This is a genomic window from Duganella sp. Root336D2, assembly GCF_001425005.1.
Lineage (GTDB): Bacteria > Pseudomonadota > Gammaproteobacteria > Burkholderiales > Burkholderiaceae_D > Rugamonas.
Map to the genome: position 1 here is coordinate 318,918 of NZ_LMDB01000022.1, position 23,130 is coordinate 342,047.

The following is a 23,130-nucleotide window of genomic DNA, read 5'->3' on the forward strand; positions in this document are numbered from 1 at the left end:
AGGGGTGCTAATCACGCGGCGTGGAGAGCCGCATTACCCACTTTGTGAAAAATAGCAGGATCACCGTGCCCGCCAGGTCGCCAAGCCCCATGACGGCAAAGCTGCCCAGTAATTGGCCGCGCCCCTCGTATAAGGCAAACCAGATGTGATGAAGCAAGGGACTGGCCAGTGAATAGGCGACGGCACAGACCAGCATCTGCCAGGCAGCCAGGTTGGCCAGCGAGCCTTGCAGGTCGAGCCAGCGCCTGGCGCCAAGGTAGACAAGATAGGGCGCTGCACTGGCAAGGATGCCTCCGGCAAAGGCGCGCACCGGTTCGTGCGGGAACAGGACGAGGAAGCAGTAAAGCCAGGAAACCGCCAGCAGGCCGATTGCACCTGCTTCGGCAAAAAGCAGGGTGGCCAGCAAGCGCACGCCGGCGGGCAGGTAGATCCAGTTGATACCTTCGGCGAACTCCAGCTTCTTGAACAGGAGTTCATTGATCAGCAAGGCAGCGCCAAACATCACCATCGTCGCAAAGATCATGGAAAGGTTCTGGCGGATGCTTGTCATGCTAGTCGTTTGTCGTGGACGAATCCCCAGATCTTAACACCTTCAGCGCCCGGCAAATGGTGTGCCGAACACACCGACGGCCAGTTCCATCCAGACTGCCAGCAATCCGATACCAAGCGCAATTGCCAGTACTGCTTTCTGCACCCTGTTGTCCATGCGGTTTGCCAGAAGCACGTAACTGCCGCCGCTGACCACAAGCAGCATCCCCGCTGCAAGGAAGTCAAACCAATCCCATCGCACTTCGTCAGTGAACTGCATTGCAATCAAAGGGACGAGCAATATCGTCGCGGCGCCAAGGCCGACACAGGCCATTTTTTTGGGGATTGCCATGGTCCTCTCCTGTTCCGGGTGAAGATGTTACTTTATCCGTCCATTGTGAAGCTTGGATGCACTCAGTGTGAAGTCTTCGGCCCATGGGCCAGCGCGCAGGATGCGACGCCGCCCACCAGCAGTAATATTGCCATTACCTCGACGATGGCTGGCCAGCGCTCTTCCCATAAAAATCCGTAAAGGGCGGCAAACAAGGTTTCGAAGACGATCATCTGGCCGGTCAGGGTGAGCGGCAAGGCGCGGCTGGCGTAGTTCCAGAAGCCGTTGCCGGTGATCGAGCAAAGAAGGGCGACACTGGTCACTACCGCAGCGAAGTACAGCCATTCGGGCGTGCTGTGTTGCGGCGCTCCGCATGACAGCGCCGGTACCGCCAAAAGCAACGCTTCGGCGCCGGTGACCAGGCCGGTAAGCATACTCCATTCATGCGCTGTGACGGCCTTGAGGCGGGCCAGCCATCGGCTGTTGCCGACTGCATAGGCGGTCCAGGAGGCGAGGGCGCCGCTCGCATACAGCACGCCCGCGAGCGAGCCGGATTGCATGTGTTGCCAGCTTATGCAAAACAGGCCGGCGCTACTGAGGACAATTGACGGCAGCAGGCGTGGCAAAGGAATGGCGCCGGCATCGCGGCTGCCGACCAGGGTTATTACCACCGGCAGCAAGCCGATCACGATAGATGCCGTGGCGATGCCACCGGTCTGCACCGCCTTTGCCAGGAAAAAGTAGTACATGATGTTGCCGGTAAAACTGAGCCAGGCCAGCGCCTTCCATTCGCGCCACGCCAGCATGGCGAACAGGCGGCGCCAGGAGCGCGCAACCAGGATGGCGGCGATCAGACCATATGCCAGGTAGCGGCCTGCAGAGAGCTGGATCGGCGTGAAGCCGCGCGTCAGCTCAGGTGCGAGGAATACCAGTCCCCAGAATGCGCCGGCGATGATGCCGGCAATAATACCAAGTGAAATATTCAACGTCCACCTCCCAAATAGGGACATGGTGGATGCTGCGCGCCGTAAGGTCTTGGCGCAGCCTACTGTATTTTTGTGCCAGGCTCCTGTCCCCGGCGGCGATAGGCCGCCGGCGTGGTGCCCAGCTGGATGCGCATGGCGCGGGTGAGGGCGCTCTGGTCCCCGAAGCCGGTACACTGGGCGACATCGGCAATCGGCTGGCAGGTATGGCGCAGCAGTTCGCAGGCGCGATTGAGGCGCCGCGAGAGAAGCCAGGCACGTGGGCTTGTATTCAGCTCGTCCTGGAACAGCGCATGCAGGCGGCTCACGCTCATGCGCGCAAACTGCGCCATCGATTCCGTCGTCCAGGGCAATGCGGGATTGGCTTCCGCATGTGCCAGCAGGGCGGCCAGGCGCGATTGCGGGCGTGGCTGCTCCAGCATGAGGGCGTCCAGCAGCAGCGGCAGCCAGCCCTGGAGCAGCGATGGCGGTGCCGCGCGGCCAGCGATTGAAAGGTGCATGAATTCGACCAGCTTGCGCGCAGCAGGGCTGATGTCGGTGAAGGGCCTATCGGCAATGCGTTCCCAGACCGGGTGGCCTATTGCAGCCTGGTCGACGTCCACGACCAGCGAGTGGTTTTCAACGATGCTGTGCTGCGCATGCCATGCGCCCGCCACGACCACCGCGCCTTTCAAGGGATTAAGCCTGTCGCCCTTGCCCTCAATGTCGAGCTGCACTTCGCCGGACAGCGGCAACACCAGCTGGGCGAAGGTGTGCTGGTCCGCCGCCCATCGCTCGCTGTAGCTGCGGATGTCGATGTCGACCAAAGTGGGATGGGTGATAGGCACGGTAGAAGCTGTGGTGCGGGATGGAGGCCACAGTTTACTAAAGTTCACTAAATAGTGGCCGAATTTCGCGAGGCCGGTTGAACAGGTCCTGTCTCCTTGATATAAGTTTTGAACATCCAGGGAGGGTATGTCGATGAAGGCATTTGCATTCGTAACAGGGGCCATGCTGGCTGGCTGCATTCCCGCCGCGGCACAAGACTCCGCACCGCTCGCCTATGAATGCCAGCGGGCTGCGGGGGCCATCCGTATCGACGGAAAGCTGGACGACCCGGCATGGCAGGACGCGCCGTGGACCGCCGATTTCGTCGACATCGAGGGCGGCAGCAAGCCACGGCCTAAATTCCGCACGCGCGTAAAAATGCTGTGGGACGACCAATACCTCTACATCGCTGCCGAACTGGAGGAACCCGAAGTGACGGCCACGCGGACCCGGCGCGATTCCGTGATCTTCAAGGACAATGATTTCGAGGTCTTCATCAAGCCGCTGCCGGACACCAAAAGCTATTACGAATTCGAGATCAATGCCTTCAACACCGGCTGGGACCTGTTCCTGCCCAAACCCTACAACGAAGACGGCCAGCCGGATAATAGCTGGGACATCGAGGGCCTGCAGACCGCCATCGCGGTACAGGGAAGCTTGAACCAGCCCGGCGACAAGGACCGCGGCTGGACGGTGGAAATCGCCTACCCCCTGAACGCCTTCGCCTCGCGCCAGGCCGTCCCGCATCCCAGGCAGGGCAGCACCTGGCGCATCAACTTCAGCCGCGTCGAATGGACCGCCGGCCAGCCGAAGGAAGACAACTGGGTGTGGTCGCCGCAAGGCCTGATCGACATGCACGTGCCAGGCCGCTGGGGTTACCTGCATTTCTCCGAAAATACTTCCACACTAAACAAATAGCGGCACGTGCCACTACAGGGCGGAAAGCCACTGTCGCAAATCCGCTGCACTCTTGTTTACTAATCAAAACTAAACTTCATTCAAACATTGAAAGTTTGTTGAAGTGTCATGGCCTCCTTTGTAAGAATTCTCCTGAGTGGACGCGATCCCATCGATGTGCAAACGGCATCGTCGCCGTTTAGTAAATCGATGATTCGAGGCTTGCTACCGCGATATAAAGCCCTAAAACGGGCATAACCAGGAGACACGCATGACGTTCAACACCCATCTCGCTTCACGGCAGCGCGGCTGCCGCGCTACGCCCATCGCCATGGCGGTGAGCGTGGCACTGCTTTCCCTTGCAAGCGCCCAGGCGCAAACCGCGTCCACCGACCCGAATACCGTGGTCGTCACCGGTTACCGCTATGCGATCGAGAAGAGCCTCGACCAGAAGCGCGACGCCAATTCGATCGTGGAAGTGATCACCGCCGAAGATATCGGCAAATTCCCGGACAAGAACGTGGCGGATGCGCTGCAGCGCGTACCGGGCGTGGTGGTGACCCGCAGCGGCGGCGAGGGCAAGAACGTCAGCGTGCGCGGCCTGTCGTCGGAACTGACCCTGACCCAGTTGAACGGCAACTACATCGCCACTGCCGAATCCAATGGCGATCCATCGCGTTCGTTCAACTACACGATGCTGCCGTCGAACATGCTGTCCAGCGCAGAGCTGTTCAAGACTCCGGAAGCGCGCATCGACGAAGGCGGCGTTGGCGGCACCGTAATCCTGCATACCCGCCGTCCACTGGAAGTGAAATCGGGCTCCGGCTTCGTTTCAGCGGATGGCACCTGGGCCGATACCACAAAGAAGACCGACGGCCAGTTCTCCGGCCAGTATGCCTGGCACGATGAGGACAACCGTTTTGGCATCCTGGTCGGCCTGACCAGGCAGAAGCGCACCACCCGCACCATGGGCGCCAGCACCGAGAACTGGCAGTGGTATGGCGACGATTACGATGCCCATCCGGCCACCGACGTCAATGGCAAGCCATCGGAGCTGAGTTCCTACTGGTGGGGCCAGTCGGGCTTCTACGACCAGGGCGGCAAGTACTACACCAACTTCATGATGCCGACTTCGGTCAACCTGAACGTGAAGAGCGAGGAGCGGGAACGCAAGGGCGGCCAGATGACCCTGCAATTCAAGCCGGTGCGCAACCTGACGCTGACAGCCAACTACTTCCGCTTCAACCTGTCGCAGAACTCGCAGACCAATATCCTGAAAGTCCCTGAGTGGAACCTGGCGCGCTACAACGGCGACGGCAACTGGCCGGGCGGCCGCATGCTCGACGGCCTGACCTTCGACCGCAGCGGCACCCTGGTGACCGGCGCCCAGTACAGCGCCCATGCCGGCAAGGCCTACTACTGCAGCGAAGCGCAAGCCGCGGCAGCCGGCAAGCAGCCTGGCGGCTGGGGGCCGGATGATTGCACCATCCCGACGCCGCAGATCACCGGCAGCTACAACCAGGAAAAATCGCTGTCGCAGACCGCCGACTTTGAAGCCGAATGGCGCGGCCAGTCGCTGGACGGCATCTTCAAGTTCGGCCGCACCTGGGCCAGCGGCGGACCGAAAATGCAGATGACGATGCCGATCAAACCGCGCGTGCAGAATGCCGACGGCAGCTGGACCCTCGGCAACTACGCAAGCTCCTGGAACACGGTCGGCACGCCGGCCATGGTGTTCTCGCCGGAGCTGATGGCCAACCTGGGAAAAGGCATCGGTGAGATCGACCTCGGTTCCACCTCGTCGTCATGGACCAGGAACAGCACCCAGCAGAAGTATGCCCAGGCCGACATGACATGGCGCACCGAGAGCACCTGGCTCGACTCGCTGCAATTCGGCGCCAAATACCGTGATGGCGGCACCCACCGCGCCACCGGCAACAACTACTGGGTTTGCAAAGGCGCCGACCCGTCCGACTACGACAAGCGCTACCAGGCAGGCTGCGATCCGACCGCGAACAAATTCCTGCCGCAGTTCCTGTACGGCGGTTCGCTGGGCAACCTGGCAGGCGGTATCAATGCCAGCGCCTTCCCGGCGATCAATTACCCGGCCTACATCTCCTTCCTGAACCAGTCGTACGGGACGATGCAGACTCGTAACGAAGATAATTTCGTCTACAACGTCGACGAGAAGATCAGCTCGGCCTACCTGCAGGCTAACGTGAAGACCGAGCGCCTGCGCGGCAACGTCGGCATGCGCTTTGTGCGCACCAGGCAGCATGCCGATTCGACCGACCAGGTGGAGAGCTACAACGACTACTTCTTCAACGGCGCCAATGGCAGCCCGGCACCGTGCCTGGCAGGCGGCCTGCCGGCTGCGGGCGCACCAGCGGGCTCGGGTTGCACCAGTGGCTTCACCCGCCTGCCTGACAGCATTGCACGCGATTCGTCGTTCGTGGTCAGCTCGCTCGATCGCAGCTACAACGACGTGCTGCCAAGCTTCAACCTGGCGTATGAGCTGACCAAGGACCTGCTGCTGCGCGCGGCGGCATCCAAGGTAATCTCCCGTCCAAGCTACAACGACATCGCTTCGCCAGGCGGCCTGCAGTACTACAGCCAGGAATACGTCAATGACCGTCGCCTGATCGGCGGCGGCGACCAGCAAGGCTGGTTCGGCGCCGGCAGCAACAAGCAGCTCGAGCCGTACAAGGCCAAGCAGTTCGACCTGGGCCTGGAGTGGTATTTCCATCGCGGCTCCGTGCTCGGCATCGACTTGTTCCGCAAGAATGTCAGCAACTTCGCCGTTCCCGTGGTGCGCGACGTGACCATGAACGTGGGTGGGCAGAACGTGATCGTGCAACGCTACTCGACCAGCGCCGGCGGCCGTGACGGCGTATCGAAGGGCGTTGAGCTGTACGCGCAGCATACGCTGGACATGGGCCTCGGCTTCCAGTTCAACTACACCTACAACAAGACCAACCAGGCGGATATCACGATGGCGGACGGCACCAAGATCGGCGAATCCCCGCTGGTCGGCAGCGCCAAAAACCAGATGAACCTGACAGTGTTCTACGAAACCGACAAGTTCCTGGCGCGCGCTTCGTACAACCGTCGCGGCGAAGTGGTGGATGGACTGGTCAACGGCCTGAACGTGTATGAGGAGCCGTATTACCAGGTCGACTTGAACGTGGCCTACAACATCACCAAGGAGCTGAGCCTGACTGCTTCGGTGCTGAACCTGACCAAGGAGGAAACGCGCTCCCACCTGGGCAACGACACCAAGGATCGCTTCTACTCCAATGGCTATGCCGGCCGCATTGCCTACTTTGGCTTGAACTACAAGTTCTGATGCTTCCCTCCTTCCTCCCCGCGCTTCGCGGCAGGGGAGGTTTTTTCCTGTTTTGGGTGCCGCAATGAACCAGCACAACCGAATCAGCAAGCTTGCAATCGTTGGCGCGATGCCATGAGCACGCACCTGTACTGGCGCTCCCTGGCGGCCCTGCTGCTGGGCCTCTGCCTTACGGTGGTGGCAGCGGTCGCGTCGGCGGCTACGCCGGTCCGCACCGTCATCGGCGATAGCTGGAGCTTCCGCCTCCTGCCCGGCAACACGCAGCTCGCCGCGCATCCCGAAGCCTTGCCTTGGCATTCTGCAAAGGTGCCGGGAACGGTGCACAGCGACCTGTTCGCCCGCAAGCTGATCCCTGATCCGTACGTCGGCGCCCCGGAGGCCGGTTTGCAATGGATCGGCCTCGCCGATTGGGAGTACCGCACGCATTTCGATGCGTTGAAGCAGGCGGCGCGCAGTGACCTCGTGTTCGAGGGCCTCGATACCTTCGCCGAGGTCTGGCTGAATGGCGAGAAGCTGTTCGATGCCGACAATACCTTCCGCACCTGGCGCATTCCCGTGCAGGGCAGGCTGCGCGCAAAAGGCAATGAGCTGCGTGTGATTTTGCGCTCACCGATTACAAGGCTGCTGCCGGCTGTTCGAGCCATGCCGCGCAAGCTGGCGGGAAACTATCCTTCCCCCTTTGGCGATGAGCCGCCCGATGCGATGACCGGCAACTTCGTGCGCAAGCCCGGCTATCACTACGGCTGGGATTGGGGCCCGCGCTACGTTACTGCGGGCATATGGAAGCCGGTCGTGCTGGAAAGCTGGGATGCGGCGCGCATCGATAACCTGCAGCTGCGGCAGGATCACGTTAATGAAGCGCGTGCCGATATTGCGGCAGTCGTTTCTGTCGATGCGGTGCGCGATGGCGCGTTTCAACTGCGCTTGTGGCAAACCGCGCCCGGCGGCAAGCGCTCGCTGGCGGCCTTACGCCGCGTCGGGCTACGCGCAGGTGGCAACCGCATTGAACTGCCGCTGCGCATCGACCGCCCGCAGCGCTGGTTCCCTAACGGCTACGGCGCACAGCCCTTGTATCGCTTCGAGGTTGAAGTCAGCGATGGCAAGGCCGCCATTGCCAAAGCCAGCGCCCGCACCGGCTTGCGCAGCATCGCCTTACGCCGCGAGCCGGATGACAAGGGCAGGAGCTTCTATTTCGAAGTCAACGGTATTCCAGTATTCGCCAAAGGCGCGAACAGTATTCCGTTCGATATGTTCCAGCCGCGCGTGAGCAAGGGGCAGTTGCGCCGCGTGCTTCAGTCAGCACGCGACGCCAACATGAATTTCCTGCGCAGTTGGGGCGGCGGATATTACGAGAGCGAAGACTTCTTCGATCTCGCCGATGAACTGGGGCTGATGGTATGGCAGGATTTCATGTTCGGCGGCGGCATGCCGCCGGCATATGACGACACCTTTCGCGCCAACGTGCTCGCGGAAGCCCGTGACAACGTGCGCCGGCTGCGTAACCATCCGAGTCTCGCACTTTGGTGCGGCAACAACGAGGAAGAAATCGCCTGGAAGTACTGGGGCCCCGGCAAGGAAATGATGGCAGCCGATCCCGCCTTCGCCAGCAAAGTCTGGAACGGTTACGTGCAGCTTTTCGGCACCGGCCTGCGCAAGGTCGTGGCAGAAGAGGGTGGCGGTATCGCCTACTGGGCCAGTTCGCCCAGCGACGACCTGGCCGAGGTGGCAAACACGCCGGCCAGCGGCGATATGCACTATTGGGAAGTGTGGGGCAACCCGGCGCACCCGCCTTCGAAGTACCTGGAGATCACGCCGCGCTTCATGTCCGAGTACGGCCTGCAGGCGTGGCCGGTGCAGCGCACGATTGACGCCTTCGCCAGTCGCGGCGAGCAGGGTATTGCCTCGCCAGTCATCGAGGCGCACCAGAAATTCCTGGCCGGGAAGGGTAATGAACGGCTGATGAAGTACGTGAACTACGAGTTTGGCGAACCGAAGGACTTTGCCAGCTTCGTCTATCTTGGCCAGGCGGCGCAGGCGGAAGGCATCGAGCTGGCGGCGCTGCACCACCGCGCCAGCCGGCCATACACAATGGGCACGCTGTATTGGCAGCTTAATGATGTCTGGCCAGGCGCCTCGTGGTCGAGCGTGGATTGGTTCGGGCGCTGGAAGGCGCTGCATTTCCACGCGCGCCGTTTCTACGCCCCGGTTGCCGTAGCCGCGCTGCGCAGCGCCGAAGGCAGGACTTCCATCAGCCTGCTCAATGACCGCACGCACGCCGTGCGCGGCGAATTACGCCTGCGGCTCATGACGCTTGATGGCACGCCGCTGCGTGAGGAGCGCAAACCGGTTGAACTGGCACCGTTGTCGGCGACGAAGCTGGCCAGCTATACCGACCTGGAATTGCTGGGTGATGCGGACCCTGCGTCAACAGTCGCCGTATTCGACCTGCAGGCGGAGGGCGAGCCCGCCTCGCGCCGAGTGGTGTACTTCAAGGCCGCGAAGGACATGGGCTGGCCCGATCCTGGCCTGAAGGCGGAGCTGCGCCGCGACGGAAGCGGCTTCACGCTTGAGCTGCGTGCCGCGAACCTCACGCGCGCCCTGTGGATCGACTTCGGCGACGCGGACGCCGAGATTGCCGATAACGCAATGACGCTGCTGCCCGGCGAACCGGTGGCCTTGCATATCGCGTCCAAAGCCAGCCTCCCGGCGCTGCGCAAGTCCTTGCGCCTGCGCTCATTGGCTGGCGAGGTGCGTGTTTACTAAAACAAGCTAAAAGATCTAATTTTTTACTGCTCTTGTTGACGCCTGCAAAAGGCGGCTGATATAAAACTTACCCATGTGCAGGCGCCCAAACCGGCACACGCCAGGCACCTGGAAGCGCTCAAAGAGGCGTTTATTAAACTGAACATTGGAGACTCCCTTCATGCACTTGAACTCCCGCCAGGAGGTGCAGCCGTGAGCCAGGTCACTTTGCGCGACATCGCCGAAGCCACCGGGCTATCGATTGGCACGGTCTCGCGTGCGCTGAAGAACCAGGCCGGCATGACCGAGGTGACCCGCAACCAGGTGCGCCAGGCCGCCGAGAAAATGGGCTATGACTTCGGACAGCTCAAGAAAGGGCGCATTCGCCGGATCGCCTTCCTGTTGCATAGCCAGCACAATACGCTGGCATCGAGCCAGTTCTATTCCCCGGTGCTGCATGGCGCCGAGGCGGCTTGCCGGCGCGAGGGCATTGCGCTGTCTTTTATCGCAGTGGGACCGGCCGAACCGGTGCAGGGCCTGATCCGCGTGCACCAGCCGGATGCCATCCTGTGCGCAGGCTTCTTCGAGCCGGAAGTACTGGCGGCCTTGCAGCAATCCGGCAAGCCCATCGTGCTGGTGGACATGCACCGCCGCGGTTTCACCTCGATCAATCCGGACAATGTGCGCGGCGGCTACCTGGCCACCCAGCATTTGCTGCGCTGCGGCCGCAAGCGCATCGCCATGATGTCAGGCTCACTGGCCCACTACAGCATCCAGCAGCGCAATCGCGGTTTCCGCCAGGCGCTATTCGATGCCAAGGTGTTTGCCGACCCGGACCTGGAAGTCATTGTTCCCACCATGGGCGAGGGCGACGAAGCCGTGGTGGAAGCCATGCGCAGCCTGCTCGGCCTTCCAAAACGGCCGGACGCGCTGTTCTGCTACAACGACAGCACGGCGCTGATCGCCATGAAGCATTGCCTGAACGAGGGCATGAAGATCCCGCATGACATCGCAATCGTCGGCTTCGACGATATCAGCAGCGCGGCCGCCGCCATCCCCCCGCTCAGCACCATCCACGTCGACAAGGAAGACCTGGGACGGGCGGGGATCGAACTGCTGCTGCAAAGACCGGAAGAAGCCCCCTCCCAGATAACCATGCCAGTCGAATTGATCGTGCGCGAAAGCAGTTGCGACGACTAGCGTACCCACCAGGACCAACATGACCACACTCCCGAATTTCCGCGACCCGGATGTCCTGCTCGACCACGCGCGCCACACCATGCGCTTCTATCATCCGCGCGCAATCGATCCGGCCGGCGGCCTGTATCACTACTTCAAGGACGACGGCACCGTCTACGATGCGCAGCACCGGCACCTGGTCAGCAGCACGCGCTTCGTGTTCACCTATGCCATGGCTTACCGCCATTTCCATGATCCGGCCTATTTGGAAGGCGCACGCCATGCGCTGCGCTTCCTGCGCGAAGTGCACCGCGAGCCAGGCGGTAGCGGCTATGCCTGGATGCTGGATGGGCGCGAGGTGGAGGATGGTACCCAGCACGCCTACGGCCAGGCGTTCGTGCTGCTCGCCTATTCGCACGCCACGATGGCGGGCATCGAAGAGGCGCGCGCATGGATCGGCGAGACCTTCGAACTGATGGAAAAGCACTTCTGGGACGAGCAGGCAGGCCTGTACGCCGACGAGGCGACCCGCGACTGGAGCGTGCTTTCGAGCTACCGCGGCCAGAACGCCAATATGCACGCCTGCGAAGCGCTGCTGGCAGCGCACCAGGCAACCGGCGAGCGGCGCTACCTGGAACGCGCCTACACCGTGGCCTACAACATCACCCAGCGCCAGGCGTCCCGCTGCGGCGGTTTGATCTGGGAGCACTACGACGCCGACTGGCAGCCGGACTGGCGCTTCAATATCGACGATCCGGAAAACCTGTTCCGCCCATGGGGCTACCAGCCGGGCCATTTCACCGAATGGGCCAAGCTGCTGCTGCAACTGGAAGCGCGCGGCAGTGTGCTGAACAAGGACCTGGGCTGGCTGATGCCGACCGCGGAGCGCTTGTTCCATGCTGCAACAGGCAAGGGTTGGGATGCCGAACATGGTGGCCTGTGCTATTCGCTGGCACCAGGCCTGACGGTATGCGATCCGCACAAGTATTTCTGGGTGCAGGCCGAGAGCACTGCGGCCGCCGCCATGCTGGCCAAACGCACCGGCAGCGCCGAATACTGGGATTGGTATGAGCGCCTGTGGGCCTATAGCTGGACCCACTTCGTCGACCACGAACACGGTGCCTGGTACCGTATCCTGTCCGGCGACAACCGCAAGCTGAGCGACGAGAAGAGCCCGGCTGGCAAGGTGGACTACCACACCATGGGCGCCTGCTACGACATCGTGGCTGTGCTGGGGGCCGCCGACCATGCATGACGCACCGTTGATGCTGTGCGCCGGGGAGGCGCTGACCGATATGATTCACCAGGGCGACGAGCGCTGGGTGAGCCGCGTTGGCGGCTCGGTATGGAATGTGGCGCGCGCGCTGGCCGTTCTGGGCGAACGCACTGCCTTCGCAGGCGCCATCAGCCGCGATCGGTTCGGCGATGCGCTGTGGGCCGCCAGCGAAGCCGTCGGCCTCGACCTGCGCCTGCTGCAGCGCGTTGAACGCTCACCGCTGCTGGCAATCGTGGAACAGGGCGAGCCGCCGCGCTACTTCTTTATCGGCGACGACAGCGCCGACCTGCATTTCGATCCGGCGACGCTGCCGGAATACTGGTCGCGCGACCTGCGCTGGGCGCATTTCGGCGGCATCAGCCTGGCGCGCGAGCCACTGGCATCGAACCTGGTGGCGCTGGCTGAAAAACTGAAAGGGCAGGGCGTGGCCATCAGCTACGACCCGAACTACCGCAACCTGATGGATGAGCGCTATGCGCCGACCCTGCGCAGCATGGCGGAGCTGGCCGACGTGATCAAGGTTTCCGACGACGATTTGCGTGGACTGTTCCCCGGCGTCGCGCTGGATGCAGCGCTGCAGCAGCTGCGCGCCGCCGCGCCTTCCGCATTCTGCCTGCTGACACGCGGCGGCCAGGGCGCAAGCCTGTTTCATGGCGAGCAGCACGTAGATGCACGTGCGCCGGCAGTCGCGGTAGTCGATACGGTCGGCGCAGGCGACGCCAGCGTGGCCGGCCTGCTGCATAGTTTCGCACGCCATCCGGGGCGTTCGCTGCAGTCCCACCTGCATGCTGCGCTGGCTGCCGGATCCGCCGCCTGCCAGCAATCCGGCGCCACCCCGCCGCCGCCTGCCGCCATGCAGCAGCTATTCAAATTACTGGAAGGAACGTCAGCGTAATGAAAGCAATCCGGTTTACATTTTGCTCTGTCTTGCTGGCGGCATTCGCGCTGCCGCTTGCCGCAGCACCGGCCGATATGCCGGTCAATACCTTCATCGGCACCCAGGATGAGGGCAATACCTTCCCCGGCGCCTCGGCACCCTTCGGCATGATCCAGGTCAGCCCGACCGGCGAGCATTATGCCGGCTGGCATTACAGCGGCGCGCGCATTCGCGGCTTTGGCCATTCCTTCCTGTCCGGCGCCGGTTGCTGGGAGCAGGGGGGCCAGCTTTCGGTGCTGCCGGTCACCGGCAGCATCGGACCTGGCGGTGACTTCGACACCAAGAAGGCAGAGAGCTTCAACAACAAGCGCTACGGCGCAAACTACAGCCACGATGGCGAGATTGGCCAGGCCGGCTACTACAAGGTGCAGCTCACCAGCTATGGCGGCATTACCGCCGAAGCCACCGCACTGACCCGCGCGGCTGCCGAGCGCTATACCTTTGCTGCCGGCACCGCCAGCGGCCATGTGCTGCTCAACCTGGGCCAGGCCAACGAACGCCATTCCGTGGTCGGCAGCGAGTTGCGCGTGCTGGATGACCGCAGTGTCGAAGGCAAGATCGTCACCAAAAGCTTCTGCGGCGGCGCCCAATATACGACCTGGTTCCGCATTGTGTTTGACCAGCCTTTCGTCGCTAGCGGCATTTGGGATGACCGCGGCGGCTGGCCGGGAGTGAAAGGCCCGAGCCAGCAAGGCGACAGCCGCCCACATGGTGCCTGGCTGACTTTCGACCTCAAGGGCGGGCAAGCCGTGACAGCAGTCAGCGCTATTTCGCACGTCGATGCCGAAGGCGCGCGCATCAACCTGAAGGCCGAAGGCATGGCGGCTGGCAAGCCGCTCACTTTCGACGCAATGCGGGCGCAAGCGCGGGCAGCGTGGCAGAAGGAACTGGGCAGCGTACGCATCGAGGGCGGCAGCAGCGATGACCGTACCGTGTTCTACACCGCCTTATACCACGCGCTGCTGCAGCCCCTGACCGGCAGCGATGCCGACGGCCGTTATCGCGGCTATGACGATGCACTGCATAGCGCCAAAGACTGGACCTATTACGAATTCTTCTCGCTGTGGGACACCTACCGTGCGCAGAACCAGCTGCTAGCCTTGCTGCGCCCGCAGCGCTCGCGCGATATCGCCAATTCGGTCCTCAAGATCCGCGAGCAGGGCGGCTGGCTGCCGCGCTGGGGCTACGCCAATTTCGACAGCAACGTGATGACCGGCGATCCGGTCACTCCGTTCCTGGTCGACCTGTGGCGCTTTGGCGCGCTGAAGGGGCGTGAACGCGAAGCCTACACCGCGCTGCGCGAGAACGCCTTTGGCGTGCCGCCTTCGCGCATTCGCGCTGAAGGCCGCGCCGGCAATCCAAATTACCTGAGCCAGGGCTTCGTCCAGTATGACCGCGGCTTTGTCGCCAAGGGCATGGACATCGACCCGCACCACGGCGCTTCGGCAACGCTGGAGTATGCGCTGGCCGACAGCTCGCTGGCGGTCATGGCCAAGGCGCTTGGACAGGCAAAGGATGCCCAGGTACTGGAGCAGCGCGCCCTCAACTGGCGTAAGGTATGGGATCGGTCGGTGATTGACGCCCCGACCGGGCAGCGCGGTTTCCCGCGTCCACGCGTATTGGACGGTAGCTGGTTCACCGACCTGAATGGCAGCTACGACCCGCGCGCCGACCGCGGATTCCATGAAGGTACGGCCTGGCAGTACCAATGGCTGGTGCCGCAGGATGTTCCTGGCCTGGTGGCCGCCATGGGCGGCCAGGCCAAGGCGCTGCAGCGCCTCGACCAGTTCTTCGATTACGACGCGGTGCGGGCCGACCCTGAGGCTGTGCGCAAGTCGTGGGTGGTGGGCGCCTACAGCTACTACAGCCAGTTCCGCTACAACCCGAACAACGAACCGGACCTGCACGCACCGTGGATGTACACCCTGATGGGACAGCCGTGGAAAACCACCACTGTGCTGCGCGCGGCGGAAACCCTGTTCGGCAACGGTCCAAGCGGCGTTACCGGCAATGACGACCTGGGCACGATGTCGGCCTGGTACCTGTTCAGCGCACTGGGCCTGTACCCGGATACACCGGGCAGCGGCCGCTTCCTGCTGCACGCGCCGCGCTTTTCCCGCGCCGAGATCGACCTGCCGCAAGGCCGCACGCTGCGTATCGAAGCGCCGCAGGCCAAGCCGGGTGAGCGCCGCTTCGTGCAATCGGTGCAATGGGGCGGCCGCCCGCTGTCGCGCGTGTGGCTGGATTGGGAACAACTGCAAGGTGCTGGTACCCTGTCGTTCAAGCTTGCGCCGCAGCCTGAAACGGCTGGCTGGGGCACGCGTGGCCGCGACCTGCCGCGCTCACCAGCCGGCATGTAAACATAAAAATTGAGGAGACAATCATGGCATCCATGGCACCGAACACCACGCCCGCTGCGGCCCCACAAACGGCGGGCGGCGCACAGAACGGAACAAACACCAGCGCGCTGGTGATCGTCACACTGCTGTTCTTCATGTGGGGCTTGATTACCTCGTTGAACGACGTGCTGATTCCGCACCTGAAGGCGATCTACACGCTGTCGTACTTCCAGGCGATGCTGGTGCAGCTCTGCTTCTTCGGCGCCTACTTCATCGTGTCGCTGCCGGCGGGTGTCCTGATCCGCCGCATCGGCTACCAGAAGGGCGCTGTCACCGGCCTGCTGATTGCCGCTGGCGGATGCGTGCTGTTCTATCCGGCGTCTTTCGGCGGCTACGGCCTGTTCCTGCTGGCGTTCTTCGTGCTGGCATCGGGAATCACCGTGCTGCAGGTAGCGGCTAATCCCTATGTCACCGTGCTTGGCCCGCCGCGCACCGCGTCCAGCCGCCTGAACCTGACGCAGGCCTTCAATTCCCTCGGCACCACCATCGGCCCTTCCGTAGGCGGGGTGCTGATCCTGTCGACCGGCGCCGCAGCAGTGGGCGCCGCGGCGAATGCCGCCACCGTGCGCGGCCCTTACCTGGCGCTGGCCGGTGCGCTGGCATTGCTGGCGGTGCTGTTCCTGGTCGCCAAGTTGCCGCAGATCGCCGACAGCGAAGACCAGTCGCTGGCGGGTGAGGGCCACGGTTCGGCCTGGGCCCACCGCCATCTGGTATTGGGCGCAATCGGTATTTTCCTGTACGTCGGCGCTGAGGTCAGCATCGGCAGCTTCCTGATCAACTTCCTCGGCGAATCGCATATAGCGGGGCTGGCCCATGCCGATGCGGCACACTACGTCAGCATCTATTGGGGGGGCGCCATGGTCGGCCGCTTCATCGGCTTCGTGGTAATGCGCGTGGCCAGTCCTGGCAAAACCCTGGCCGTCAATTCGCTGGTGGCGATCGGCCTCGTGCTGGCGGCAACCTTCGGCAAGGGCAGCGTAGCAATGTGGGCCATTCTGGCCGTCGGTCTGTGCAACTCGATCATGTTCCCGACTATTTTCAGCATGGCCCTGCACGGCCTGGGCAAGTACACCGGCCAGGGTTCGGGTATCCTGTGCATGGCGATTGTCGGCGGCGCGCTGGTGCCGTTCGCACAAGGTGCGCTGGCCGATACCATCGGTGTGCAGGCATCGTTCATGCTGCCAGCCGCTTGCTATGCCTTTATCCTTTACTTTGGCGCGAAGTATTCGTCCATGTATGCGACGCAATAGTGTGTTGGCGATGGTTGCCCTGTGTGCAGCCGGCGCGCTGCACGCGGAAACCATGGACCGCATGGTGCTGTCGCGCGGAGGCGTGGTGCTTGAAGTATCCGCGCCAGCCAGCGGCATTATGCGCATCCGCATGGGGCGCGGGACATTGCCGGAAGATGCTTCATGGGCGGTGCCCGCAGCTGCACGCAGGACCCGTCTTCCGCTGAACGTTACGCGCGGCAGCGATGTGCTGCAGTTGAGCGCTGCGCATATCGGCGCCCGCATAGACATGCGTACGCTGCGAGTGGATGTACTGGACGGCGTCGGCAAGCTGCTGTTGGCCGACCTTGCCGGCCGCTCCGCATTGTCTGGAGAAGGCGGCTTCCGCATGCGCGGCCGCATGAGCGGCGACGACCACGTCTTCGGCTTGGGCGACAAGACTGGCACCTTCGACCGCAAGGGCGGTGCCTACACCATGTGGAACTCGGACACTTACAAGTTCACGCAGGCGACCGATCCACTGTACAAGACGATTCCATTCTTCATGACGGTGAGCGACCGTGGCCAGGCTTACGGGCTGTTCCTGGACAATACCTGGCGTACCACCTTTGACTTCGGCAAGACCGAACGCGGCATGCTGTCGATCAGCGGCGAGGGCGGCCCGGTCGATTACTACGTGATGGCCGGCCCCGCACCGAAAGACGTGCTGCAGCAATACGCACGCTTGACCGGCACGCCGCCGCTGATGCCGCAATGGGCGCTGGGCTTCCAGCAATCCAAGTGGAGTTACAAGACCGACGCCGAAGTGCGCGCAATCGCACAGCGCCTGCGCAGCGAACGCATGCCGTCAGACGTGGTCTACATGGACATCGATTACCAGGACCGTTCGCGGCCCTTCACCGTTAACGGCGCAACCTTCCCCGATATGCGCAAGCTTGCCACCGACTTGCGCGGGCAGGGTATCCGCCTGGTGCTGATTACGGACCCGCATGTCGCCAATGCACCTGGCCAGGGTTATGCCGCCTACGACGGCGGCGCCGCACGCGACCTGTTCCTGAAACTGCCGGGAGGCCAATACTACTCTGGCGATGTGTGGCCCGGAGCCGCGGTATTCCCCGATTTCAGCCGCGTCCAGGCCCGCCGCTGGTGGGGCGACCTGTATGCGGGTTTTGTTGGCGATGGTGTGGCTGGCTTCTGGAACGACATGAATGAGCCGTCGATCTTCAACGTGCCAAGCAAAACCATGCCGCTCGATGTCGTGCACCGGATCGAGAGCGACGACTTTGCACCACGCAGCACTTCCCACGCCGAAATGCATAACGTCTACGGCCAGCTCAACTCGCGCGCCACTTATGAAGGCCTGGCTCGGCTGCAGCCGGACGTACGCCCCTTTGTGCTGACCCGCGCCACCTATGCGGGCGGCCAGCGCTACGCCGCGACGTGGACCGGCGATAACGTCTCGAGCTGGCAGCACCTCAAGACGGGCATGCAGCAGCTGGTCAATCTTGGCCTGAGCGGCTTTTCCTGGGTTGGCAATGACGTTGGCGGCTACGCGGGCGAGCCCCCCTCGCCGGAGCTGCTGACGCGCTGGTTCCAGCTTGGCGCCTTCATGCCGCTGTTCCGCGCCCATGCGGAAACCGGCCGGCCCGACCAGGAACCATGGGTGGGCGACGCCGTGCAAGTCGAAATCCGACGCCGCTTCATCTCCGAGCGTTACCGGTTGCTGCCGTACCTGTATGCCACTGCAGAAGAGAACAGCCGCAGCGGCATTCCCTTGCTGCGGCCAGTCTTCCTCAATTTTCCTTCAGTGCTGGCAAATGGCGACCGGCTTGGCGGTTCGGAGGACCAGTTCATGGTGGGCGGCGATTTGCTGCTGGCACCATCGCCGACGCTGGAGTCGCCGGGCGATTACAACGTTGAACTTCCTGGCAAGGACTGGTACGACTACTGGACTGGGCGGCGCCTGGATGGCAAGAGCCAAACGGTCAAACCGGATATCGCCCAGTTGCCGGTCTATGTGCGACCGGGCGCGATCATCCCGAAGCAGCCGCTGGTCCAGAGCACCGCCTTCGTGCCGGAAGGGCGGCTGGAACTGCATGTCTATCCCGGCGCGGACTGCCATGGCGACCTTTATGCCGACGATGGCATCAGCATGGCTTACCAGCGCGGCAGCTTCCTGCGCCAACACATTCGCTGTGAGGAGTCGCAATCCGGCCTGAAAATACTGTTCGAACAGCGCGAGGGAAGCTGGAGGCCGTGGTGGAGCGGGGTGGAACTCTATATTCATGGATGGGAATCCGACGCACCACCAGAAGTTCACGCCTTTGGCGCCGCAGTAGCGGCATCGGTAGACCGTGCGCAGAAAGCAGCCTTGATCCAGGTCCCAGACATGGTCAATGGGTCGGTCGAGATCAGCCGATCAAGATAAAAAATCACTCGCGGAGATTGTGCCGGTCATTGCTCCGGGCTTCAATACATACGCCGATGCATCGGGCGGCAGGGACATGTCACCGTTGAACAAGGCTGCCATGACTGGACCACTCTGCCGAATAGCTAATTTTTCCGCTATGGCACCGTCGCCGTCTCGCAAGCGTTTCAGGAATTGAAGGCTCGACTCTCCTGCAGCACGCTCGATGACGATATTCCCTTTCCCGCGAATGAGGACGCGCTGCGCCCGTGCCGCAGCATGGAGCACGGCGAGGTCGAACATATTTGCTCGCACACCGCTGGCAAAATAGCCGATCATCGTCGGGCAGATACTGGTAATTGCGGTGTTGGAGGTGGCCACGTTATTGAACTCGAGCTTCCCGCGCGAGTAGACATCCAGCCAGTGCAGCGATTTCGACTCCAGGTCTATCGCCATTGGCATAAAGATGCCGTCTGCACCCTGCAGATTGAACTTCATTTCGACCGTGCGTGGATCGAAATGCTGGCCCTGGGTATCGCTACGCAGCATCATGCCGATAAAGGCATGCTCCAGTTGCTCGAAAGCCTGGCCGGAGTAATTGTTCACAACCGTCACGGCATAGCGGATGCCATGTTTTTCCGCCATGGCGCAATCCAGGTCGATGAACTCCGACGCGCCATTGGGGAAGGGCGCACTGGTTAGATCGCCGGAGCTGACGGCAATCTGCCCAAACGCACCCTGGAGTACGCGCTGGTAATAGGAGCACGTTCCAACGTGCTGCCACTGCGCGTCATAGAACCCGATCGACAGATCCAGGTCTGTGTCGAAGTGCGCTTTCTCCGGTTCGCACCAGTGAAGGAATAGTCGTATGGTCTTTTCCGGAGCGATATCGATGGTCGAGCCGCGCGACAGCTGAATTGCCGCTCGCGAAGCGGTCCGTTCGTTGAACGGCACCATGAAGGTTTTCAGCGCCGAGTCGATGATGAAATCGCCGATGGCCGGCTTGCTTTCAAAGCGCGCAAGCAGTGCCCGATCGACGATCGCAACGCTGCGCTTGATTGTTTCCAGCGCAAGAACGGGCCGCTTGTCACGTGCAAATATGCCGTTGACGACGGAGCCTTTCGGCCAGTAAACGCGTGACTTGGCTTGCACACCACGCGTCGGCAGCAAGGCGAGAAGCGTCAGGAGGACCGGCGTTGAAAACTTTGGCGCGCAGCGCTCAAAGCCTGCCAGCAGGCCTTCGACAGCAACGTCATCGTCGCCCGCAATGCGGAGTGCATGGTCGAACCGTCTCGCCAGTTCGCCAGGGCGCTGCAACAGCAAGGCTGTCATGCTGGCGGCATCATTGAGACTGATGGCCGCTTCCAGTTTGCCGTAATACGTCAGCCAGGCTGGTGCACGGCTGCCATCCGGCGCTTTGCGCCGCACAATCTCGAAAGCCCGCGCAACGTTTGGAAAACGCTGCTTGTATTCGGCTGGATGCAGGAACTCGCCGAGCCAGACCCAATATGAACGATGGCGCAGCATGTCGTCGATCATCGATGCCGGGATGAGGCTTTCCATGAACTCCAGCAAGGCTCGCCTGAGCGGACGGCCAAGCTTTGCCATCTTGAAGCGGTAGATTTCCACCGGCAGCTTGAGCGACGCGACCCTATCGTAGTAGCTATGCGCATACAGTTCGCTAAATTGCTTCTTCTTCCTGGCTGCCTCGACGGTGAACTCGCGTAGGACTGTTTGCGGCAGTAATCCTGGATCTGCCCCGGAATAGCAGGCGATTAAACGCAGTACATCGGTTGCGGTGTTCATGTAGGGTGCTGCGGCCGGCAGGGTAATGGCAGGATCGCAATGACGCAGCAGCGTGCCGAAAACATGCGCTATGTTCTCGCGCACCGGAATGGTGGCCGGGAGCGAGGCCAGGATTGACGGGCCGTATTCGGTGACGATATCCGACAAGTCCGCCACGTCCACCGGCGACATGGCCTGCGTACGCTGGCAAAAGCTGACGAACAATTCGCGCACCACCTGCTCGGCGGACGTGCCAAGGTCCAGCAACTTGAGTGTGACGTTCTCAGTTGGCGTGCCCCTGATCGGCGCAGGCTTGAAGAAGGCGGAATGACGGTCGACCTGCCGTTCGCAGATGGGGCAAGCCGAGTAGTTGCTGCCGTCAAAGCACTGGTCGCATACCACGTGCATGCATGGATTGAGCACGTGTGTGGTCCCCGTCAGCCCGCAATGCAGGCAAGGCTGGCCTTCCGCTTGCATGAAATGGGACAGCACCCGTTGCCGCCACAAGCCGTGGGTATCCGCCGGAACGTCGTCGGGAAAGCTGCGGTAAAGCGGCACGTGGGTCCGGTGTCCACCCAGCTGTTCCGCCAATACGCTCCAGGCCTGCGCTTGCAGCACGGTCAAAGCTTCGCTGGAAATTGTCTGCAGGCGATGGCGCAAACGCGTGGAAATCGCATATCCCAGCTTCTCGAGATTGATCTCGAAAGCTTCGATGAAATTGCCGGGAAGGGACGCAGTGCCTGCTTCAATAAACAGCAAGCCTTGCCTGCGCAGGAGGATAGCGTGGGAGGCAGTGAAGGTCATGGAATTCGGGGAGAAGGGAAGCGGACGAACTGAATCGGAAGTTAGAAGGAAGCCCGTCCTGAGCCTTCTCGGCCAGGATCGTAATATATTTGCAATTGGGGAGCAAGGGGGAAATACGGTCAGCGGCCAGGGGCTGAAGGGAAGGATTCCGTGGTCGGGGTGAGAGGATTCGAACCTCCGGCCTCTACGTCCCGAACGTAGCGCTCTACCGGGCTAAGCTACACCCCGACGGTGTGAATTAATTTTACCCATAATTTTGTGGATTTATCAACACCTTTGCAGATGCTATAGTGCGGCTTTGGATTAACTTCATTTGCATCATGGGAATCACCATTTATCACAATAACGCCTGCAGTAATTCGCGTGGCGCGCTGGCGCTGATCCGCGAGGCGGGCATTGAACCGGAAATCGTCGAATACCTGAAGGCGCCGCCATCGCGCGAAGTCCTGGTTGACCTGATCGCGCGTGCCGGACTGACGGCGCGTGGCGCCATGCGCAGCAAGGGCGAGCTGTATGACCAGCTTGGCCTCGGCGATGCATCGCTGTCGGATGATAAGCTGGTCGACGCCATGATGGCGCATCCGGAGCTGATCAACCGTCCCTTCGTGGTGACGGAGAAGGGCGTGCGCCTGTGCCGCCCGCCGGAAATGGTCAAAGAGATCCTCTAAGTGCGCAAGGCCTTCGCTACCACTTTGCTTGCACTGGCTGCCAGCGCCCATGCCGATACCTCGGAATGCGAGATCCACAAGCTGGCCACCTTCCCGTTCCCGCATCGACCGACGGCGGAGCAGGCCGCAGCGCTGAAGGATTGCGACGCGGACAAGCTGTATTACGGCATCGGCGTGCACTTCGACTATGTGAGGGCACGTCACTGTGCATTCGCGACGGACAGGCAGGACGTGCTGATGATGTTGTACGCGAACGGCTTGGGCGCACCGCGTAATTACGCAGTGGCAAAAATGGCTGCCTGCCTTTCCGAACCTGCCGAGATCGAAGCGCGCCTGGCCAGGCTGGCCCGTATGCAGACCGGTAAGGAAGGCCCGTCGCCGAAAATCGATATGTGCGATGGCGCGGCAAACAGCCACTTGCAGTCGCGTTGTGCGGCGATCCAGCTGCAACTGGCCGACCAGGACCGCAATGGACGCATTGACACCATCTCGGCGCGCTGGCGCGATACCGAGAAGACCGCGCTGCTGTCGGTGCGGCGCCATGCGGTGGACCCGGCGCAAATTGAGGAAATCCTGATCTCGTTGCAGGACTTCGAGGCAGGCAAGCTGCCGTCTTTCTCAGTGGAGGATGCCGCCGCAGTCGAGCGTGAAATGAGCCAGATGAAAATAGCGCCGGACAAACAGCGAAGCTGGCTCGCCTACCGCGATGCATGGCTGGGACTGGGCAAGCTGCGCTACCCTTCGATTCCACCGCATGCATGGAAGGCCTACTTCGCCAAACGGCGCCTCGCCTCGACCAAGTCGCAATAAGA

At 62.1% G+C, this 23,130-nt stretch carries 16 protein-coding genes and 1 tRNA gene; 11 read left to right on the top strand and 6 right to left on the bottom strand.

Translation table 11 applies throughout. From position 1 onward, the window contains the following. Positions 1 to 7 precede the first annotated feature (7 nt). From ASD07_RS17250 to ASD07_RS17265, 4 genes are all read right to left on the bottom strand, one after another. The gene (locus ASD07_RS17250) at positions 8 to 550 is read right to left on the bottom strand and encodes a hypothetical protein (protein WP_055932997.1); all 543 of its coding nucleotides are present in this window, start codon (positions 548 to 550) and stop codon (positions 8 to 10) included. 42 nt (positions 551 to 592) lie between these two features. Next, entirely contained in the window at positions 593 to 880 is a 288-nt protein-coding gene (locus tag ASD07_RS17255) for a hypothetical protein (protein WP_055933000.1), read from the bottom strand. Between the two features lie 62 nt (positions 881 to 942). Next, positions 943 to 1,869, bottom strand: coding sequence for a DMT family transporter (locus ASD07_RS17260; RefSeq protein ID WP_055933003.1), 927 nt, complete (start codon positions 1,867 to 1,869; stop codon positions 943 to 945). A gap of 35 nt (positions 1,870 to 1,904) precedes the next feature. Then, on the bottom strand, positions 1,905 to 2,669 hold the full coding sequence (locus ASD07_RS17265; RefSeq protein WP_229207184.1) for an AraC family transcriptional regulator: 765 nt from the start codon (positions 2,667 to 2,669) through the stop codon (positions 1,905 to 1,907). A gap of 133 nt (positions 2,670 to 2,802) precedes the next feature. Between ASD07_RS17265 and ASD07_RS17270 the strand changes: the two genes are divergently transcribed. The 9 genes from ASD07_RS17270 (at position 2,803) to ASD07_RS17310 (ending at position 19,082) form a co-directional block, all read left to right on the top strand. Beyond that, complete coding sequence (locus ASD07_RS17270) at positions 2,803 to 3,567, top strand: carbohydrate-binding family 9-like protein (protein ID WP_055933539.1); 765 nt, start codon at positions 2,803 to 2,805, stop codon at positions 3,565 to 3,567. Between the two features lie 250 nt (positions 3,568 to 3,817). Beyond that, positions 3,818 to 6,892, top strand: coding sequence for a TonB-dependent receptor (locus ASD07_RS17275; protein ID WP_082507387.1), 3,075 nt, complete (start codon positions 3,818 to 3,820; stop codon positions 6,890 to 6,892). Positions 6,893 to 7,006: 114 nt separating this feature from the next. Then, positions 7,007 to 9,655, top strand: coding sequence for a glycoside hydrolase family 2 protein (locus ASD07_RS17280; RefSeq protein ID WP_055933006.1), 2,649 nt, complete (start codon positions 7,007 to 7,009; stop codon positions 9,653 to 9,655). 192 nt (positions 9,656 to 9,847) lie between these two features. Then, positions 9,848 to 10,834 carry a LacI family DNA-binding transcriptional regulator gene (locus ASD07_RS17285; protein WP_055933008.1) on the top strand — a complete coding sequence of 329 codons (987 nt, stop codon included), beginning with the start codon at positions 9,848 to 9,850 and terminating at the stop codon, positions 10,832 to 10,834. Positions 10,835 to 10,853: 19 nt separating this feature from the next. Then, positions 10,854 to 12,068 (top strand): AGE family epimerase/isomerase, encoded by a 1,215-nt coding sequence (locus ASD07_RS17290; RefSeq protein ID WP_055933012.1) that lies wholly within the window; start codon positions 10,854 to 10,856, stop codon positions 12,066 to 12,068. Continuing rightward, positions 12,061 to 12,984 (top strand): carbohydrate kinase, encoded by a 924-nt coding sequence (locus tag ASD07_RS17295; protein ID WP_055933016.1) that lies wholly within the window; start codon positions 12,061 to 12,063, stop codon positions 12,982 to 12,984. Before ASD07_RS17290 ends, ASD07_RS17295 begins: the two co-directional genes overlap by 8 nt. Further along, positions 12,984 to 15,386 carry a GH92 family glycosyl hydrolase gene (locus tag ASD07_RS17300; RefSeq protein ID WP_055933019.1) on the top strand — a complete coding sequence of 801 codons (2,403 nt, stop codon included), beginning with the start codon at positions 12,984 to 12,986 and terminating at the stop codon, positions 15,384 to 15,386. The genes ASD07_RS17295 and ASD07_RS17300 overlap by 1 nt, the downstream gene beginning before the upstream one ends. A 23-nt stretch (positions 15,387 to 15,409) precedes the next feature. Then, positions 15,410 to 16,675: a sugar MFS transporter gene (locus tag ASD07_RS17305; protein WP_055933022.1), complete on the top strand. Its 1,266-nt coding sequence runs from the start codon at positions 15,410 to 15,412 to the stop codon at positions 16,673 to 16,675. Beyond that, the gene (locus tag ASD07_RS17310) at positions 16,662 to 19,082 is read left to right on the top strand and encodes a glycoside hydrolase family 31 protein (protein WP_082507388.1); all 2,421 of its coding nucleotides are present in this window, start codon (positions 16,662 to 16,664) and stop codon (positions 19,080 to 19,082) included. Before ASD07_RS17305 ends, ASD07_RS17310 begins: the two co-directional genes overlap by 14 nt. Here the strand turns inward: ASD07_RS17310 and ASD07_RS17315 are convergent. Continuing rightward, complete coding sequence (locus ASD07_RS17315) at positions 19,074 to 21,650, bottom strand: MXAN_6230/SCO0854 family RING domain-containing protein (protein ID WP_055933028.1); 2,577 nt, start codon at positions 21,648 to 21,650, stop codon at positions 19,074 to 19,076. The two genes, ASD07_RS17310 and ASD07_RS17315, sit on opposite strands and share 9 nt — an antisense overlap. A gap of 151 nt (positions 21,651 to 21,801) precedes the next feature. After that, positions 21,802 to 21,878 (bottom strand) — tRNA-Pro (locus ASD07_RS17320). 92 nt (positions 21,879 to 21,970) lie between these two features. On the opposite strand from ASD07_RS17320, the gene arsC reads away from it, so the two are divergent. Both arsC and ASD07_RS17330 read left to right on the top strand, forming a co-directional pair. Beyond that, positions 21,971 to 22,318 (top strand): arsenate reductase (glutaredoxin), encoded by a 348-nt coding sequence (gene arsC, locus ASD07_RS17325; RefSeq protein ID WP_055933031.1) that lies wholly within the window; start codon positions 21,971 to 21,973, stop codon positions 22,316 to 22,318. Continuing rightward, positions 22,319 to 23,128, top strand: a complete 810-nt coding sequence (locus ASD07_RS17330; protein WP_055933034.1) for a hypothetical protein — start codon at positions 22,319 to 22,321, stop codon at positions 23,126 to 23,128. The last annotated feature ends 2 nt before the right edge of the window (positions 23,129 to 23,130 follow it).